This window comes from Sphingomonas hankyongi, assembly GCF_023516575.1.
GTDB lineage: Bacteria > Pseudomonadota > Alphaproteobacteria > Sphingomonadales > Sphingomonadaceae > Sphingomicrobium > Sphingomicrobium hankyongi.
Genome location: NZ_JAMGBE010000004.1, coordinates 82,790 through 100,000, shown reverse-complemented (window position 1 = coordinate 100,000; position 17,211 = coordinate 82,790). Strand labels below are relative to the sequence as shown.

Annotated in this window: 15 protein-coding genes (1 of these 15 running past the window's edge); 4 read left to right on the top strand and 11 right to left on the bottom strand. The window is 64.0% G+C overall.

Annotated features, from left to right (window positions below):
- Positions 1-1,011 carry the 5' portion of a M48 family metallopeptidase gene (locus LZ538_RS12230; RefSeq protein WP_249832312.1) on the bottom strand. The gene continues 159 nt to the left of window position 1, outside the view, so the window shows 1,011 of its 1,170 coding nt (coding positions 1-1,011); its start codon is at positions 1,009-1,011; its stop codon lies beyond the left edge, outside the window.
- Between the two features lie 87 nt (positions 1,012-1,098).
- On the opposite strand from LZ538_RS12230, the gene LZ538_RS12225 reads away from it, so the two are divergent.
- Complete coding sequence (locus LZ538_RS12225) at positions 1,099-2,124, top strand: ATP-dependent DNA ligase (RefSeq protein WP_249832311.1); 1,026 nt, start codon at positions 1,099-1,101, stop codon at positions 2,122-2,124.
- A 189-nt stretch (positions 2,125-2,313) separates the two neighbouring features.
- On the opposite strand, the gene LZ538_RS12220 is transcribed toward LZ538_RS12225, so the two are convergent.
- The gene (locus tag LZ538_RS12220; protein ID WP_249832310.1) at positions 2,314-3,195 is read right to left on the bottom strand and encodes an arginase family protein; all 882 of its coding nucleotides are present in this window, start codon (positions 3,193-3,195) and stop codon (positions 2,314-2,316) included.
- A gap of 41 nt (positions 3,196-3,236) precedes the next feature.
- On the opposite strand from LZ538_RS12220, the gene hutI reads away from it, so the two are divergent.
- Genes hutI through hutH form a run of 3 tightly spaced genes read left to right on the top strand, consistent with a single transcriptional unit; the run spans position 3,237 to position 7,626 of the window.
- Positions 3,237-4,448 carry an imidazolonepropionase gene (hutI, locus tag LZ538_RS12215; protein ID WP_249832309.1) on the top strand — a complete coding sequence of 404 codons (1,212 nt, stop codon included), beginning with the start codon at positions 3,237-3,239 and terminating at the stop codon, positions 4,446-4,448.
- A gap of 14 nt (positions 4,449-4,462) precedes the next feature.
- On the top strand, positions 4,463-6,121 hold the full coding sequence (gene hutU, locus LZ538_RS12210; RefSeq protein ID WP_249832308.1) for a urocanate hydratase: 1,659 nt from the start codon (positions 4,463-4,465) through the stop codon (positions 6,119-6,121).
- Positions 6,118-7,626 (top strand): histidine ammonia-lyase, encoded by a 1,509-nt coding sequence (hutH, locus tag LZ538_RS12205; protein WP_249832307.1) that lies wholly within the window; start codon positions 6,118-6,120, stop codon positions 7,624-7,626. Before hutU ends, hutH begins: the two co-directional genes overlap by 4 nt.
- On the opposite strand, the gene LZ538_RS12200 is transcribed toward hutH, so the two are convergent.
- The 9 genes from LZ538_RS12200 to serS form a co-directional block, all read right to left on the bottom strand.
- Complete coding sequence (locus LZ538_RS12200; RefSeq protein ID WP_249832306.1) at positions 7,619-8,029, bottom strand: DUF2147 domain-containing protein; 411 nt, start codon at positions 8,027-8,029, stop codon at positions 7,619-7,621. The genes hutH and LZ538_RS12200 overlap by 8 nt on opposite strands.
- 135 nt (positions 8,030-8,164) lie before the next feature.
- On the bottom strand, positions 8,165-11,446 hold the full coding sequence (locus LZ538_RS12195) for an error-prone DNA polymerase (protein WP_430741984.1): 3,282 nt from the start codon (positions 11,444-11,446) through the stop codon (positions 8,165-8,167).
- Positions 11,447-11,471: 25 nt separating this feature from the next.
- Positions 11,472-12,974: a DNA polymerase Y family protein gene (locus LZ538_RS12190; protein ID WP_249832305.1), complete on the bottom strand. Its 1,503-nt coding sequence runs from the start codon at positions 12,972-12,974 to the stop codon at positions 11,472-11,474.
- Positions 12,898-13,629, bottom strand: coding sequence for an ImuA family protein (locus tag LZ538_RS12185; RefSeq protein WP_249832304.1), 732 nt, complete (start codon positions 13,627-13,629; stop codon positions 12,898-12,900). Before LZ538_RS12185 ends, LZ538_RS12190 begins: the two co-directional genes overlap by 77 nt.
- A 97-nt stretch (positions 13,630-13,726) precedes the next feature.
- Positions 13,727-13,993 (bottom strand): Txe/YoeB family addiction module toxin, encoded by a 267-nt coding sequence (locus LZ538_RS12180; RefSeq protein ID WP_249832303.1) that lies wholly within the window; start codon positions 13,991-13,993, stop codon positions 13,727-13,729.
- Entirely contained in the window at positions 13,990-14,241 is a 252-nt protein-coding gene (locus tag LZ538_RS12175; protein ID WP_249832302.1) for a type II toxin-antitoxin system Phd/YefM family antitoxin, read from the bottom strand. The genes LZ538_RS12180 and LZ538_RS12175 overlap by 4 nt, the downstream gene beginning before the upstream one ends.
- A gap of 103 nt (positions 14,242-14,344) precedes the next feature.
- Positions 14,345-15,034 carry an alpha/beta hydrolase family protein gene (locus LZ538_RS12170; protein WP_249832475.1) on the bottom strand — a complete coding sequence of 230 codons (690 nt, stop codon included), beginning with the start codon at positions 15,032-15,034 and terminating at the stop codon, positions 14,345-14,347.
- Between the two features lie 163 nt (positions 15,035-15,197).
- Positions 15,198-15,761 (bottom strand): alpha/beta hydrolase, encoded by a 564-nt coding sequence (locus tag LZ538_RS12165; protein WP_249832301.1) that lies wholly within the window; start codon positions 15,759-15,761, stop codon positions 15,198-15,200.
- A 134-nt stretch (positions 15,762-15,895) separates the two neighbouring features.
- Complete coding sequence (gene serS, locus LZ538_RS12160; protein WP_249832300.1) at positions 15,896-17,185, bottom strand: serine--tRNA ligase; 1,290 nt, start codon at positions 17,183-17,185, stop codon at positions 15,896-15,898.
- Between the last annotated feature and the right edge of the window lie 26 nt (positions 17,186-17,211).

Here is a 17,211-nt window from a genome sequence, read left to right as displayed (position 1 = left end):
ATTCTCGGTCTGCAACGAGTAAAGATCCGCTTGGCTTTCGCGGGTGCGGCTGAATGCATTGAACAGAGGGCTCACCAGAAGCGCGAAGAGGCCGACCATGAACATCAGAACGGCAACCCCGCGCGGGTCGCCAATTGACGCGCTCGATCCGAACACCCGCGCGAATCGCGGGAACAGCAGGTCCGCCAGCCAGAACAGGACGACCGCCGCGATCGAGAAGAACACCAGGCCCTGCCAGCTGTGCTTGAGCACATAATGGCCGATCTCGTGGCCGGTGACCGCCCGCACTTCATCCAGCGTCGCATTCTTGAAGGCTACGTCGGAGATGGCGACGCGAGCGGTGCTTCCAACGCCGCCGGCATTGGCCGTGAAATTGTTGGATTGGCGAGAGCCGTTGTACATGTAGATCTTGTTCGCGGGGATTCCGGCGCGGCCGGCCATCTCAACCACGGCATCGCGCACGGGACCGGCCGGCACCGCCTCATAGCGGTTGAACAAGGGTTCGATCAGGACCGGCGCGAGCAACAGGATCACTGCAAGAGCCACCGCAGTCAGCCCGCCGGACCACAGCCACCAGCGCTTTCCGGTTCGACGGATCAGCCAATAGACGCCCATAAGGAAGATCGCGCCGAGGAGCGTGCTGATGACGAGGGAGATCCCTCCCTGCAAAAGGAAGTCCCCGAGCGGCTGGCTAGTGCGCCCATAGCCGCGCTCCCGGTACCAGCTCGAATAGATCGTCCACGGAATCGTCAGCAAACCGGAGACGAGGAAGAAGATCGCGCTGACCACGAAGGCCCGCAGATTGGCGCGGCGCTCGGCAAACTTACGATCGATCCGGTCAAGCAGACCCGAGCGGACGATCAGCCAGGTGACGATCGCCGAGACGAGCAGGCCCCAGAGCAGCAGCCAATGTCCGCCGACCGTATAATCATGCGCCTTTTGAAGAGCGTCCGTTCCAAGGCTGTCGATGTAGCGAGCGGTCGCGGCTTCGACTTGCGGATTTACCTTCATGTTGTGGCCTCCCCTTTAGCCGATAGGTAACAGCCGCGCGTCGTCGCGCAACGGGAACGACTGCAGGGACCAGCGAATTGTCTGCAAATGGCCAGGCGCAGCGCGCAAATCTCTCCGATGGAGGCGTTGCTCGCATCCGAGCTGCCGGACGGCGAGGGGTGGCAATTCGAGCCCAAGTGGGACGGATTTCGCTGCCTGGCCAGGCGAGATGGGAATGAAGTCACTTTGACGTCGAAGTCGGGCAAGCCGCTCGCGCGCTATTTCCCCGAAGTCACCGAGATGCTGCGCCGGCTGGCGCGCGACGACTTCCTGCTCGACGGCGAGCTGATCATCTCGGTCGACGATTCCTTATCCTTTGACGCGCTTCAGCTCAGGCTGCACCCGGCCGAAAGCCGCATCCGAAAACTCAGCACCGAAACGCCAGCCGAGCTGATGCTGTTCGATTTGCTCGAACTCGATGGAAGGTCCTTGGTCGGCGAGCCGCTCGCGCTGCGTCGCGCTGCGCTCGAACGCTTTTACAAGAACAATGCGCGTGCCGGCCTTCATCTCTCGCCGGTGACGAGCGACCGTGACACGGCGCTCGCTTGGCTGAAGGGCAGCGGCGGAGCGCTCGACGGTGTCATCGCGAAGCGGACCGGCCTTGAATATCGGTCAGGCGAGCGAGCGATGATCAAGGTGAAGCAACAGCGCACTGCGGACTGCGTCGTCGGGGGCTTCCGCTACGCGGAAAAGAAGAAGGAAGTCGGATCGCTGCTTCTCGGGCTCTACGATTCGGCGGGGTTGCTGCACCATGTTGGATTCACATCCGCGCTGAAGGCGGAAGACAGGCCGGCGCTGACCAAGAAGCTAGAGAGCCTTATAAAGCCTCCCGGGTTCACCGGAGATGCACCGGGCGGCCCCAGCCGGTGGGCGACCGCGCGCTCCGCCGAGTGGCAGCCGCTAAAGACCGAGCTGGTCGTCGAGGTGCGCTACGACCAGGTGACCGGCCGCCGGTTCCGCCATGGCACCGGCTTCGTGCGCTGGCGGCCGGACAAGGACCCGGCGCAGTGCACCTTCGACCAGCTCGCCCCCGAGCTCAAGCCATCCGAGCTCGATGAATTATTCGGCAGATGAAGAGCTTGTTCGATACGCCATCTTAGACGAGCGGAGGCCGCTCCTTATTGAGCAGCCTGCCGAGATCGTCGTCCCCGACGCTGCATCCTCTCGCGCGGATGGCGCATGAAGTGGCAATCGAGATGGATGATGATCTCCGCTTGCGGGACGCTAACGCGTGGAGCAGGGCTACGGTGTCGCCTTACAGTCCTAGCGGCTCTCGAAACCGGCAAGGCACTCGGCGACCCAGCGGGCGGCAGTCAAGGCGCTGAGGTCGGTAGAGTCCAAAGGCGGATCCCACTCGGTGAGATCGATCACGCGCACACGCGGGTCGCATGCAAGCTGTCGTACTGCAGCGAAGAAATCGCGCACGGCCATGCCCCCGGGACGTGCCCCCGGCGCCGCGGGGAACTGCGACCGGTCGATGACGTCGATGTCACAATCAACCACGAGCAAAGTGCAATGTGACACATGGTCGAGCGCGCGCTCGACCGCGCCGGATATACCGTCGCTGAAGACTTCTCCGATGGTGACGACGAGATTGCCGGCGGCGAGCGCGTCCTGATGCATCCTGGCGCTGTTTGCGAACGGCGCGATACCGACCTGCGCGATGTTCGCTCCGGGCAGACCGTCCTCGATAAGCGCGCGCACCGGATTGCCGTTGCCAAGCCCCGCATCGAGGTCACGCATATCGAAATGCGCGTCCAGCGTGATCAGCCCGACCTGGCCGAGGGGTACGCCAAGGCCCAGGACGGCGGGTCGCGTCACGGCGTTGTTTCCGCCAATGAGAAGCGTCAGCGCATGACTGACTGCGCTTGCACCGACTGCGTCGCAGATGATCGGGGTGGCGTCCTCGATGCTGAGGCCCGCAATGTCGACATCGCCTCGGTCGGCGACCTCCATTTGCAAGTCGCGGCCGGTTTCGACGTCGTAGCGTCCCATTCGCCGCAGCGTCTGACGCAGCAGCTGGGGCGCAAGGTCGCATCGGCCCGGAGTGACAGAGCCCGCGGCGAGCGGCGCGCCGACAAAACCGACGCGGGCGTCGACATGATCGGCTGAAAGGAGCTCGGAAAGGTTGGGCCAGCCCGCCATCGCTTTGACGCTAGCAGCAGTGCTCGCCTAAGGCGACGCGCATGTGGGACCGGCTCCTCGTCGACTGCAATGTCGCTACATTCGAAGAAAGGCCGGGCAATCCGCTCGGGCTCATCGAGAATGCGGCCATCGGCATTGCCGACGGGAAGGTCGTGCGAGTCGGAAAACGCACCGAGCTTGCTGGCTTCCGCGCCAAGCAGGTTGATGCTTTTGGCGGCGCGTGGGTCACGCCCGGGCTGATCGATTGCCATACGCACCTCGTCTTCGGCGGCACACGGGCCGACGAACATGCGATGCGCCGCGCGGGGGCGAGCTACGAGGAAATAGCTAAGACCGGCGGTGGGATAGCGTCGACGGTGAAGCAGACGGCCGCCGCTTCCGACGAGGCCTTGCTTGAGCAGAGCCGGCGCCGTCTCCATGCGTTGATGGCTGGGGGCTGCACGACGATCGAAATCAAGTCGGGATACGGCCTCGATCCTGACAGTGAGCTTCGATTGCTAAAGATCGCCGCGGAGCTCGGGAAAAACGAACCGGTGCGGATCGCGCCCACTTTGCTTGCGCTCCATGCGCTGCCTGCCGACCAGCGCGACCGACGAGCGCATTATGTCGGCGAGATCGTCGACAAGCTGATACCCGCCGCCGCGAAGCAGGGGCTGGCCACAAGCGTCGACGCTTTTTGCGACACCATCGCATTCACGCCTGAGGAAGTTGAGCGCCTGTTCAAGGCCGCCGCCCACCACGGGCTGCGTGTGCGACTTCACGCCGAGCAGCTCTCGAACCAGCATGGGGCGGCGCTCGCGGCGCAATATCGCGCGCTTTCCGCCGACCACCTGGAACATCTCGACGAGGCGGGGGCCAAGGCGTTGGCGGCAGCCGGCACGGTCGCAGTCCTGCTTCCCGGCGCTTTCTATGCTCTGCAGGAGGAGAAGAAGCCGCCCGTTGCTCTGCTGCGCAGGCATAAGGTGCCGATGGCGGTGGCCACGGATTGCAATCCTGGGACCTCACCAATGCTCTCGCCCACCTTGGCGATGAACATGGCTTGCACTTTCTTCGGCCTGACGCCCGAAGAGGCGCTTGCGGGAATGACGATAAACGCGGCTCGCGCGCTTGGTCTGGCCTATGCCGTAGGCAGCGTTGCAGCGGGCAAGCAGGCGGACCTGGCCGTCTGGCGGATCGAATCTATCGCCGAGCTCGGCTATTGGGTCGGCCTCCCAGGTCCCGAGCGGCGAATTTTTGGGGGTATCGACAACTGAGCGCCACAGAACAGATGAGCAGACGCGACAACAGCCGTCACATTCGCGCGCGCCGCGGAAGCGATATCGTGGCGAAGAGCTGGGCGACAGAAGCTGCGGTCCGAATGCTGATGAACAATCTCGACGACGAGGTCGCCGAGGATCCGCAAAGCCTCGTGGTGTATGGCGGGATCGGCCGCGCCGCGCGCAATTGGGAATGCTTCGACAAGATCGTCGAGACACTGGAGCGGCTTGAGGACGACCAGACTCTCCTCGTCCAGTCGGGCAAACCGGTGGGCGTGTTCCGCACGCACAAGGATGCGCCGCGGGTACTGATCGCCAACTCGAACATCGTTCCCAAATGGGCCACCTGGGAGTGCTTCAACCAACTCGATCGCGCCGGGCTCATGATGTACGGCCAGATGACCGCCGGCAGCTGGATCTACATCGGCACGCAAGGCATCGTCCAAGGGACATATGAGACGTTCGCGGAGATGGGCCGCCAGCATTATGGCGGGGACCTAAAGGGCCGCTGGATCCTCACCGCCGGGCTCGGGGGAATGGGTGGCGCGCAGCCGTTGGCGGCAGTGATGGCCGGTGCGCATTGCATTGCCATCGAGGTTCAGGAAAGCCGCATCGAAAAAAGGCTGGAGACACGGTACCTCGACCGGCGCGCGACGAGCATTGACGAAGCGCTGGAGATCATCCGCACGGCGGAAGAACCGACCAGCGTGGGGCTGCTCGGGAATGCAGCCGAAGTCCTGCCCGAGATGATCAAGCGCGATATCCGGCCGGATGCGCTTACCGACCAGACGAGCGCACACGATCCGGCCAATGGCTATTGTCCGGCCGGATGGAGCGTCGCTCACTGGCAGGAAATGCGGGAACGCGATCCCGCCGCGGTCGCCGCGGCTGCCCGGGAGTCGATGGCGACCCACGTCGAAGCGATGCTCGCCTACAGGGAGATGGGAGTCCCGACCTTCGATTATGGCAACAACATCCGGCAGGAAGCCAAAGACATGGGCGTCGAGCATGCATTCGACTTTCCGGGCTTCGTCCCGGCCTATGTGCGACCGCTCTTCTGCCGAGGGATTGGTCCCTTCCGGTGGGCGGCTCTGTCGGGGGATCCGGAAGACATCTACCGCACCGACCAGCGCGTGAAGGAGCTGATTCCGGACGATCCCCACCTTCACCGCTGGCTCGACATGGCGCGCGAACGCATCGCATTTCAGGGCCTGCCTGCGCGCATTTGCTGGGTCGGACTGGGCCAGCGCCACAGGCTCGGCCTGGCGTTCAACGAGATGGTTCGGAGCGGCGAGGTGTCGGCGCCGATCGTGATTGGCCGCGATCATCTCGACAGCGGCTCGGTGGCTTCGCCCAACCGCGAGACGGAAAGCATGCAGGACGGAAGCGACGTCGTGTCCGACTGGCCATTGCTCAATGCGCTGCTTAACACTGCTTCCGGCGCAACCTGGGTGTCGCTGCATCACGGCGGCGGCGTAGGCATGGGATATTCGCAGCATAGCGGAATGGTGATCGTCGCCGACGGGACGGACGATGCCGCGCGACGGCTCGAACGCGTGTTGTGGAACGATCCCGGGACCGGCGTCATGCGGCACGCGGACGCGGGCTATGCGATCGCGATCGATTGCGCGCGCGAGCAGGGGCTGGATTTGCCGATGGTGAAGGCGTGAAGCTGGATCCGACGAGCGTCTCACTAGAACAGCTTCGTCTGCTGTGGATCGGCACTGATGCGCGGCTCGACGACGCCTCGATGCAGCGTGTCGCAACTGCCGCCGCCTCCGTCGATCGCATCGTTGCGGGCGGCGAGACGGTCTATGGCGTGAACACCGGCTTCGGCCTGCTCGCCAACACGCGCATTCCAGATGAGCGTCTAGCCGAGCTCCAGACCAACTTGATCCTGTCGCATAGCGCGGGACTCGGAGAACCGCTTCCGCGTCACGTCACGAGGCTTATGATCCTGCTCAAGTTGCTCGGCCTCGGGCGCGGGCATTCAGGCGTTCGCCCGATCGTCATCGAGGCCCTGCATGCGCTGCTCGACAAGGATGCCATGCCGGTCATTCCATCGCAGGGCAGCGTGGGCGCAAGCGGCGACCTCGCTCCTCTCGCCCATATGACCGCGGCCCTCATGGGCCACGGAAGCATCGATGTGACCGGCATTGCGATGCCCGCCGAGGAAGCGCTGCAAAAGTTGGGGATGGCGCCGCTGGAGCTCGGCCCGAAGGAAGGCCTCGCGCTCATAAATGGCACGCAGGCTTCAACGGCAATCGCGCTCGATGCGCTTTTCCTAGGTGAGCGCGTGTTCGCCGCCGCACTAGCTGCGGGCGCCCTATCGGTCGACGCGCTCAAGGGCTCGTCCAAGCCGTTCGATCCGCGCATTTCCGAATTGCGCGGGCAGCCGGGTCAAATCCGTGTCGCCGCAATCCTCCACGCCCTGCTCGACGGCAGCGAAATCCTCGCCAGCCACAAGAGCGGCTGTCCCAAGGTGCAGGATCCGTACAGTTTCCGGTGCCAGCCGCAGGTGATGGGGGCTGCGCTCGACCTCCTTCAGAACGCCGCGCGGACCCTGACGATCGAAGCTGGCGCAGTGACCGATAACCCGATCCTGTTTCCCGATGAGGATGTCGCCATTTCGGGCGGCAACTTCCATGCCCAGCCGGTCGCGTTTGCGGCCGACACGATCGCAATGGCGCTGTGCGAGGTCGGATCGCTTAGCGAAAGGCGCACGAGCGTCCTGGTCGATCCGAAGATGAGCGGCCTTCCGCCCTTCCTGACCGAGGACAGCGGCGCGAACTCCGGCCTGATGATTCCGCAAGTCACGGCGGCCGCCCTGGTCAGCGAGAACAAGAGCCTTGCGTTCCCGGCCAGCGTCGATTCGATCCCGACTTCAGCAGGCCAGGAAGATCACGTCTCGATGGCGCCGATCGCTGGGCGAAAAGCGGTGCAGATTGCGCGGAACGCCGCAGGGGTGATTGCTGTCGAATTGATCGCCGCCGCGCAGGGCATCGACTTCCACGCACCGCTCAAAACCAGCGCCAAGCTGCAGAAGATTCACGCGAAGGTTCGCAGCGTTACGCCGCGTTTCGGCTCAGACCGCTATTGGGCCGACGACATGGCAGCGCTGCAGCAACTCGTGCTCGGCGGAGTTAGCGTCGGGGACGGTTTCGCGCTCAGCTGACGCGCGTCCAGCGCTGCTCCTTGCAGAGCAGCATGCCGGCAATTGCACAGCCCTTCACCTGGAGCGTGTTCGGATTGATCAATCGGATGGTTGCGGGAGCGCGGATGTTGCGCTTCGGCTCGAAAGCCTGTCCCTTGTACACATTGTCACCGGCTTGTCGCAGGTTGGACAGGATCCGCGTACCAATCAGGTTGCTGGTCCCGCCCTTGCGCGCGCCCGCCTTGGCTTTCTCCGACGCCTCCACGACGGTGCCGCAATAGGCATTGCCGCACGGAGCTACGCGCACGACGACGCTGCCTTTGCCGTTTTTCCAATGTCCTTCGAGCGCCGCTTGTGCAGACGCGGTGACGGGCACCGTGGCAGCCAAGGCGACGAGAGCGATCTTGGTCAGAATCCGTTTCATGCTCATGTTCTTAGGCAAACTTTGCGGCAAGAATCGCGCCGTGACATTGCCGCTTGATGAACGTGGGCGGTTGATCTGGTTCGGGCAACGGGTCGGCGTTCCTCTCTGTGGCTGGTCGCTTGGGCCGGCTTTGACTTAATGAAAATCCCGACTTTTCGGTATGACTTCGACATCGCGCGGGTGCCGCGACCCGGGCGGGCGCCAGCTTCCGGCCCCGTCGCCTTGCGACAGGGTAGAGGGCATCTCTGAATCGCTCAGGTGTCGAAGCATGCCGCTATGATCCTCGAGATGCCGCGCCACGACGTGGATCACATTGCTGTCCTCATCGCGCTGGATGATGCCGTGGACGGCCATCAGGCGTGCGCCCATCACGATCTTGCGCTGCTTTTCGAACACATCCGGCCAGACGACCAGGTTGGCGACGCCGGTCTCGTCCTCGATAGTGATGAAGACGACGCCCTTGGCGCTGCCGGGCCGCTGTCGAATGAGGACGAGGCCTGCAATCGACAGGCGCTTGCCGTCGCGGATGGTCTTGAGCTGATCGGCCGTGATGAATTTCCTCGCGGTATAATGCTCGCGAAGGAAGCGCATCGGATGGGCTTTGAGGCTTAGTCGGATGGTCTGGTAATCGTTCACCACATGCTCTGAGAGTGGCATGACCGGGAGCTGTACCGGTTCCGCTTCCGTCCCTTCGTCGCGCTCTTCGGCATAAGTGAAGAGCGGCAGGTCAGGGGCCTGCTTGAGAGCCCGCGAATCCCACAGCGCTGCGCGGCGATCCAGGCCCATCGAACGGAACGCATCCGCGGCCGCGAGGCGCTGGATCGCATGAACCGGAATCTTTGCTCGGCTGCGCAATTCCTCGACTGAATCATAGGGGCGGCGCGAAACCAGTCGATCGGCAGCGTCCCGCTGCAGCCCATCGATCTGGCGCAGTCCGAGGCGAAGCGTGCCTTGCTCCAGCGTGCAGTCCCAATCGCTATGATTGACGTCGATTTCGCGGACCTCGACGCCATGCTCTCGCGCGTCGCGAACGATTTGCGCCGGCGCGTAGAAACCCATCGGCTGCGAGTTCAGGAGTGCGCAGGCGAATGCCGCGGGGTAACGCCACCTGAGCCAGCTCGACACATAAACCAGGTGGGCGAAGCTGGCCGCGTGGCTTTCGGGGAAGCCATATTCTCCGAAACCCTTGATCTGGTCGAAGCAGCGCTGGGCGAATGCCGGATCGTAGCCCCTTTCAACCATGCGCCCGACCATCTTGTCCTGCAGGACTTCGATATTCCCCCTGCTGCGGAAGGTGGCCATCGCCTTGCGAAGCTGGTTGGCCTCTTCGGAGCTGAACTTTGCGGCATCGAGCGCGATCTTCATCGCCTGCTCCTGGAAGATGGGCACGCCGAGGGTTCGGCCGAGGATCCGCTCCAGCTCGTCAGGCGGACCATGCGCCGGATCGGGGCAGGGGAAGGTCACCGGCTCCTTGCCGGACCTCCGCTTCAGATAGGGGTGGACCATGTCGCCCTGGATCGGACCGGGACGGACGATCGCAACCTCGATGACCAGGTCGTAGAAGCAGCGCGGCTTGAGCCTCGGCAGCATGTTCATCTGCGCCCGGCTTTCGACCTGGAAGACGCCGAGCGAGTCCCCTCGGCACAGCATGTCGTAGACCTCGGGCACCTCGGGCGGGACGGTCGCCAGATCCCACAGCTCGTTATGGTGCTGCTCGATCAGGTCGAAGCATTTGCGGATGCAGGTCAGCATTCCGAGCGCGAGCACGTCGATCTTGAGGATTCCGAGCTCCTCGATGTCGTCCTTATCCCATTCGATGAAGGTGCGGTCGTCCATCGCGCCATTGCCGATCGGCACCGTCTCGGTCAGCAGGCGCTCGGTCAGGATGAATCCCCCGACATGCTGCGAGAGATGGCGGGGCATGCCGATCAGCTGCTCGGCCAGCTTCATCGTTCGCCTCAGGTGCGGGTCGCTGAGGTCGAGGCCCGCGTCGTTCGCCCGCGCGTCTTCGAGCTCGGGGTCCATGCTGCCCCAGATGGTGGAGGCGAGCGCCGCGCATATGTCCTCGGACAGGCCCATCACCTTGCCGACCTCGCGGATCGCCGAGCGTGGGCGATAGTGGATGACCGTCGCGGCGATGCCGGCGCGATCGCGCCCATATTTTTCGTAAATGTGCTGGATGACCTCCTCGCGCCGCTCATGCTCGAAATCGACGTCGATGTCGGGCGGCTCGCGGCGTTCCTCCGAAATGAAGCGCTCGAACAGCAGGTCGCTGGTCGCCGGGTCGACGGCGGTGATGCCGAGGCAGAAGCAGACGGCGCTGTTCGCGGCCGACCCGCGGCCCTGGCACAGGATCGGCGGGTCGAGCCCTCGCGCGAAGGCGACGATGTCGTGGACGGTCAGGAAATAGCGCGCGAAGTCGAGCTTCTCGATCAGCGGCAGCTCATAGCGGAGCTGGCTCAGCACCTTGTCCGGAATTCCATCCGGCCAGCGGGACCGGGCGCCCTCCCAGGTCAGATGCTCGAGATGCTGCTGCGGCGTTCGCCCTTCGGGCACCGTCTCCCGGGGATATTCGTAGCGAAGCTCGTCCAGGCTGAATTGCAGCGCGTCGGCGAATCCGCGTGTTGCCGAGATCGCATGCGGCCAGCGCGCGAATAGCCGCGCCATCTCTTCGGGCGACTTCAGGTGCCGCTCCGCATTCGGATTGAGCAGATATCCAGCTGTTGCGATCGTCACTTTTTCGCGGATGCAGGTGACGACATCCTGCAACGGGCGCCGGTCGGGAGCGTGATAATGGACGTCGTTGGTTGCAAGGATGGTGCAGCCATGCGCCCGCGCCATGCGATCCAGTCGCTCGATGCGCGCAACATCGACTCCGCGATAAAGATATGCCGTCGCGATGTGGCGCAGCGATGGAATGGCGTCACGAAGCCGCGGCAGCTCCGTTTCGAAGACGTCGAGATCGTCCTTTGGCCAGGCAATGAAGGCGATGCCCTCGGCGTGCGCCGCGACGTCGGCCAGACTCAGCACGCATTCGCCTTTTTCGGCGCGCATCTTGCCAAGACTCAGCAAGCGCGAGAGGGGGCCATAGCCCTCGCGGTCGATCGGGTAAGCGAGCAGGCTCGGCGCATCAGCGAGGTCGAGGCGGCAGCCGATCAGCGGCCTGATCCCGGCACCGGTGCAAGCGCTGTGCATCCGCACCACGCCGGCAAGCGTGTTGCGGTCGGCGATGCCGATAGCATCGTAGCCGAGCGGAAGCGCCGTCAGCACCAGCTCGATCGCGTCCGACGCTCCGCGCAGGAAGGAAAAGGGCGAGGCGACACCCAGCTCCACATAAGGCGCACGCGCGGTCGGTGGCGGAGGCATGTCATCGGTCCGAACCAGCTTCAGCCGGGAAAAGCCTTCCTTCTCGGGCATCAGGCGAAAGCTTTGTGAAAATCGTTCATCCGAACAGGCCGTGGATGAACCAGTTGGGAGCTCCGCCGCGCCCGTCGCCGGCGAGCCCTTCGCGGTATATCCAGTACCGCCGTCCGCTCGTGTCCTCGACCCGGTAATAATCGCGCAGCCGCGCCGACGATGGCTGCCGCCACCATTCGGGTGCGATCCTCTCGGGCCCTTCGGCGCGGGCAATGTCATGCACTGCGCGACGCCACACGAAACGGCGCGGCAGGCCTTCGGGCGTGGCGTAGATGACGTCAATCGCTTCGGGGCGGTCGAGAAGGCGTTGAGGGCGGCGCACCGTCTGCGGCTCGATCGGTTCCGCTTTCGCCAGGGCACTGATCCAGCGGTTAGCTCGCTCCGGAAGATGGCTTTCCGCGGGCTGTGGCCGCCGCACCCGATGCGATCCCAGCTTCACCGTCAGCCGATCGACCAGACGCGCCAGCTCTCGTGAGCCGCCGGGCTCTTCGACCAGGCTATCCTGTGCCGCACCAAGATCTTCAGTCCAGTCGGCGGTCAACGCAAAGGCGTCGAACCCGAACTCGGGGTTCAGTGCCGCGGCCTTGTCAGCGAGCAAACGGGCCAAATGCTTCGGCTCGCGGCTCGCGATGGCGGTCGCTACCGATGCGACTGCAATGCTCCCGTCGACGCGATATCCGGTTAGGGAAAGCCGCCGGGCTCCGAGATGTCGTTGCTGAAGCTCTCGAACCAATTTCGGAATCAACCGGTCGAGCGCCTGGATCGGAGCTTCGGGATGCGTCGCGGGCTCCTCGAGCCGCAGTAGCGCTCTTGGCGGCGGGTTCGGCGGCGCAGCGGTCAACGGTTCCGCCCTGCGCCCCAGCGCCCGGTCCAGGGCATCGACGGGATTGTCGGCTTCCCGGAAGCGTCGAGCGAGTGCGCGGCGCTCGATCCCCGCCAGGGTCTCGATCGACTTGAGGCCAAGCCGTTCCAGCGTGCGCACGGCTTCGTCAGGCAGTCGAAGCGCTGCAACCGGCAATGGGCCGAGCTTCGCTCCGATCTCGCCTTCACGGCAGATAGCCGGCGCATAATGCCCCAGCGCCCAGGCCGCGGCGGCCGTGGGAGCAATGGAGATGCGTGCCGTCAGGCCTAGCCCTGCGAACCGGCTACGGATGTCCTGAACCATTGCGGACTCGCCGCCGAACAAATGCGCGGCTCCGGTGACGTCGAGCCGAAGCGAATCATCGCCGTCCAGCTCGACCAAAGGCGACCAGCGTTCCGCCCATTTCGCGAGCCGCCGCAGGAGGGCTGCATCGCCATCCGGATCGGCGGGAAGCGCAACAAGCGCCGGATCGAGCGCACGGGCGTCGGTCAGCCGCGCGCCTGGCCGAGCTCCGCGTTCGCGGGCGGCGCGCGTCACCGCATGAATGACGGGCCCATGGGTTCCTTCGACGGTGAGGACGACGGGCGTGTCAGGCGGACAATCGCTGGTCTTTGCCCAGCGTTCGATCGCCAGGCCCGGCAACCAGATGGAAAGCACCCGCTTCATGCGCGACGGCCCAGCGCCCCGGCGGATGGCCGCGAGCGCGGAACAGCTCGGCATCCCACGCCGGCACGCCCGGCGCGCGATGATCGAGCGGGTTCATGAGCGACGGCGCGCTCCCAATGCGCCAGCGCATTCGGGCGCCGCTTAGATTTGCAGTCCCGCCGAGCCGCACCAGCCAGCACGCCGTGCCGCTGCGTTCCGATGCCATTGCAAGCCGCCGGCTCGCGGTGAAATCGAGGGCACTGGGATCGCCCCATAATTCGCCGATGACGCAGGAGAGGGCAGAGCATCTTACCCCTTCCTCCATCGCCCATAGGGCGTCCCGGGCGTCACGTGCCTCGATATGGATGAGCTGTTTTGAAGGTAGTCCAGACGGATGGACTCGGCCCGATTCGAGGATCGCCATGCGGTCCTGGACCCATAGGATCGGTTTGGTGGTATCGATCTGGGCGAGGAGGAAGCCGGCCCATGCGCCGTCACGCGGATGGGCGGAGAATAGTTCGCTAAGCGTCGGCGATGGGGGAAGCGGCAAGCTCCAATATTCCGGCGAAAGCAGGAATCCCGAAGACGTAGGGGACTGGGCTCCTGCCTTCGCAGGAGCAGTTGCGCCCGACGCGGAGACGGCTCCGCCGGCGACCAGAGACAGATCTCTTGCCACACGACTCACAACGCTTTTGTTCTCTCTTTGTTCTTATTCCCGCGACTCAAGGGCGTGAGTCAATGGTACGACTCGCCCGGTAGTGGGTCAGTCGGAATTAGTAGTGGTATCTACACTGCGCGATTTCGAGCTGCTGCTCATCGTCCTTTCCCCGGACGCGGTACACAAGGCGATCCTCGCCAGTAATTCGTCGCGACCACCACCCTTGAAGCGGTCCCTTCAAAGGCTCTGGCTTGCCAGTTCCCCTGAAGGGAGCCCGCTTACATTCCTTTATGAGTTCATTGATCCTCTTGAGAACGTCTTTGTCGTTCTCAATCCAGTACTGATATTCTTCCCACGACTGGGGAGACCAAACGAGCTTCACGGCTCGACGATATCGTGCTCTTCACCACCGTCCGTATCAAGCGCACGGATAGACTCACGCAGACGCTCAATGTTGGGGCGCCGAAGCAGGTGCAGGGTCTCCTCAATGGCATTCCAGTCGGACAGGGACACCATTACAACGGATTCAGCCCTTTGGCGCGTTACAATGACCTGGGTCTTGTCATCGACAACGCGGTCCATGACTCCCTTCAAGTTCGCACGGGCGTCCGTGTACGTCACAACGTCCATCTGTAATGCTCCATTCTTGTACTTGTATATGTACTATTTTCTGTACAGTTACAAGTGCGAACGCTTCGCGAGCCAAAAGGGCCTCTTTGGAGCCCGCGCGCTGTCAGGCGATCCTGGGAATCCCGAAGCTTACATCAGCTTCCGGCATTGGACGCAGGTCGGGAGCGCGGCCCTCGGCCTCGGTGAGGAAGAGACGGATCTCGGCCACGACACGGCTCATCACCGGACGGTGGATAGCGAATCCGGTGTGGTAAGCGTCGACCTCCACCGACTTGTCGACTTCATGCGCCAGGCCGCGCGCTGCTCGTGGCGCGACGATCCCATCCCTGCGCGACCACAAAGCGAGCGTCGGCACCGGTGGTTTCTCCGCCCGGTTCGGGAAGGGTGGCTCATAGACGTCATGGCCGGCAATCCGCTCGTACAGCTCGCGGACATTGGTGTTGGTCTTGAGATCGCCGGAGAAGGGTGACCCGAGAGTGACCACCGCCCGCACTTTGTCTGGGCAGCGGTGCGCCAATTGCCGAGCGAACATGCCGCCGAGGCTCCACCCCACCAGCAACACTTTCCGCCGGTCGGCCAGTTCGTCCAGCCTCGCTTCGAGAAGCTCGAGCGTATCGGGCTTGGCGCCGGTGTTGAGGCCCAGAAGCCAGGGATGCGCGCGCCATCCCGCCCGCGCGAGCGCTCGTCGCAGGTCCATCGTGGTACGGTCGGTCGCGAGGAATCCCGGGATGACCAGCGCCGGCGGGCCGTCCTCCGGACCGCGCGGACCGACTGGCCCCAGGCCCGCCAGCATCCGAGGCAATCGCCAGGCTATTTCCCTGAGCCGATGCCAGGCCGGCGGTGCAAGATCGTCCGGATGCAGCCCTTCAGAGGGGCCTAGCGGTGCGGGAGTTCGTTCCCACTTCATGCAGGGAAACATGGCGTCTTTGCGTTACCGAAACAATAAGCCGCTAGAATCAAGCGTATTTTTTTAGAAACCTTTCGATTTCTTGCACCACGAGCCGTGCGGCCCTCGCAGATACGCCGAAGGCCATATGCGCGACCGGCACCTCGACGGCCTCGTCGCGTTCATGGTCGAGGCCGCGGGCGGCTCGCGGCGCGATCAATCCATCCTTCCGGGACCATAAAGCGAGGTGCGGCACCGGAGGCTTCTCGGTGATGCGTGGGATCGGCGGATCGTCGACCTTGTGGCCCGCGACCAGCTCATAGATGCGCCAGACATTGTTCTGGTGCAGGTCACCCGAGAAGGGCGAACCGAGGGTCACCACAGCGCGAATGCGATCGGGAAGCAGGCGCGCGAGCTCCCGCGCGAACAGCCCGCCAAGGCTCCAGCCTACGACCAGAATGGGCTGATGGTGCCCGATTACGTCGAGCCTGTCACGCAACCGCTCCAGCGTGTCGGCGCGCACGCCGAGGTTCCAGCCCATCTCCCAGCCGTGCACGCGCCAGCCCGCTTTCGCGAGCGCCTTGCGCAGCGCCAGGGTGGTGCGATCGGTCGCCAGGAAGCCGGGAACGACCAACGCTGGCGGTCCATCCGTGGGTCCGATTGGACCCGTCGGGCCAAAGCCTCGTGCGACCCGCGCGAAATTCCAGCCGAGCTCGCGAAAGCGCTTTGAAACGGCAGGCGGGCGGTCGTCGCCTTCGAAGCGGTACTTCAGAGGTACTCCCCTCCCATCAGCTCTTGCAGCGCCTTGGGCAGGCGAACGCGGCCATCGGCCGTCTGATGATTTTCGAGCAAGGGCACCAGGATACGCGGACTCGCGAGGGCAGTGTTGTTCAGCGTGTGCGCGAAACGAACCTTTCCGTCGGTTCCACGGTAACGGATGTTCGCGCGCCGCGCCTGCCAGTCGTGCAGTGTCGAGCAGCTGTGCGTCTCGCGATACTTGCCGAGCGAGGGGACCCAGCTTTCGATGTCGTTCATGCGATATTTGCCGAGGCCCATGTCGCCGGTCGAGGTTTCGATGACCTGGTATGGAATCTCAAGCGACTGCAGCAGTCCCTCGGCGAGCCTCAGCAAGGTAGAATGCCACTCTGCGGACTGCGCTTCGTCCGCCTCGCAGATCACATATTGTTCGACCTTCAGGAACTGGTGGACGCGGAGGAGCCCCCGTACGTCCTTTCCGGCGCTTCCTGCCTCGCGGCGAAAGCAAGGGGAGATCCCTGCGTAGAGTATCGGCAGCTTCGAGCCATCGATGATCTCGCCGGAATGGAGCGAGGTGAGCGCGACTTCCGCGGTTCCCGCGAGCCACAGGTCATCGTTCGGAAGCTCGTAGGTCTCTTCGCGGTGGCCCGGAAACTGTCCCTGGTTGAGGAATGCCTGCTCCCTGGCGATTGCGGGAACCGTGATCGCCGTGAAGCCCGCGCCGGCAATCTGCTGCAATGCCCAGCCCATGAGCTTGGCTTCGAGGATGGCGAGACGGCCCTTGAGGCAATAGGTCCGGCTGCCCGAGACCTGCACGATCCGGCTCAGTTCCGCCCAGTCGTTCTGCTCGATCAAGGCGACGTGGTCGAGCGGCTCGAAATCGAATTTCGGAAGTTCGCCCTCGGTGCGTACCACGGCGTTGAAGCTCTCGTCGGGTCCGACGGGCGCGCCTTCGTAGGGGACGTTCGGAAGCCTGAGCATCAGCTGCTTCAGTTCCGTTTCCTTGTCCGCCAGCTCCCCTTCGATGAGGGACGCTCGAGCGCCGGCTTCCTTGGCCTTCCGGCCGAGCTCGGCCTTTTCTTCAGGCGAGGCGTCCTTGAACTTTGCGCTGACGGCATTGCGCTCGGCTCGCAAGGCATCGATCTCGGTCTTGCTCGCCCGGACCTGCGCGTCGAGCGCCAGCAGGTCATCGAGGTCGAGCTCGACCCCTTTGTCCCGGATCGCGCGCTCCACCGTCTCGCGGTTCGCCTTGATGAAATCGAGCCCAAGCATGCGGCGCGCGATGCGCGAATTGCGCGGCAACCGCAAGTTCGCCTAGGGCGGCCGCC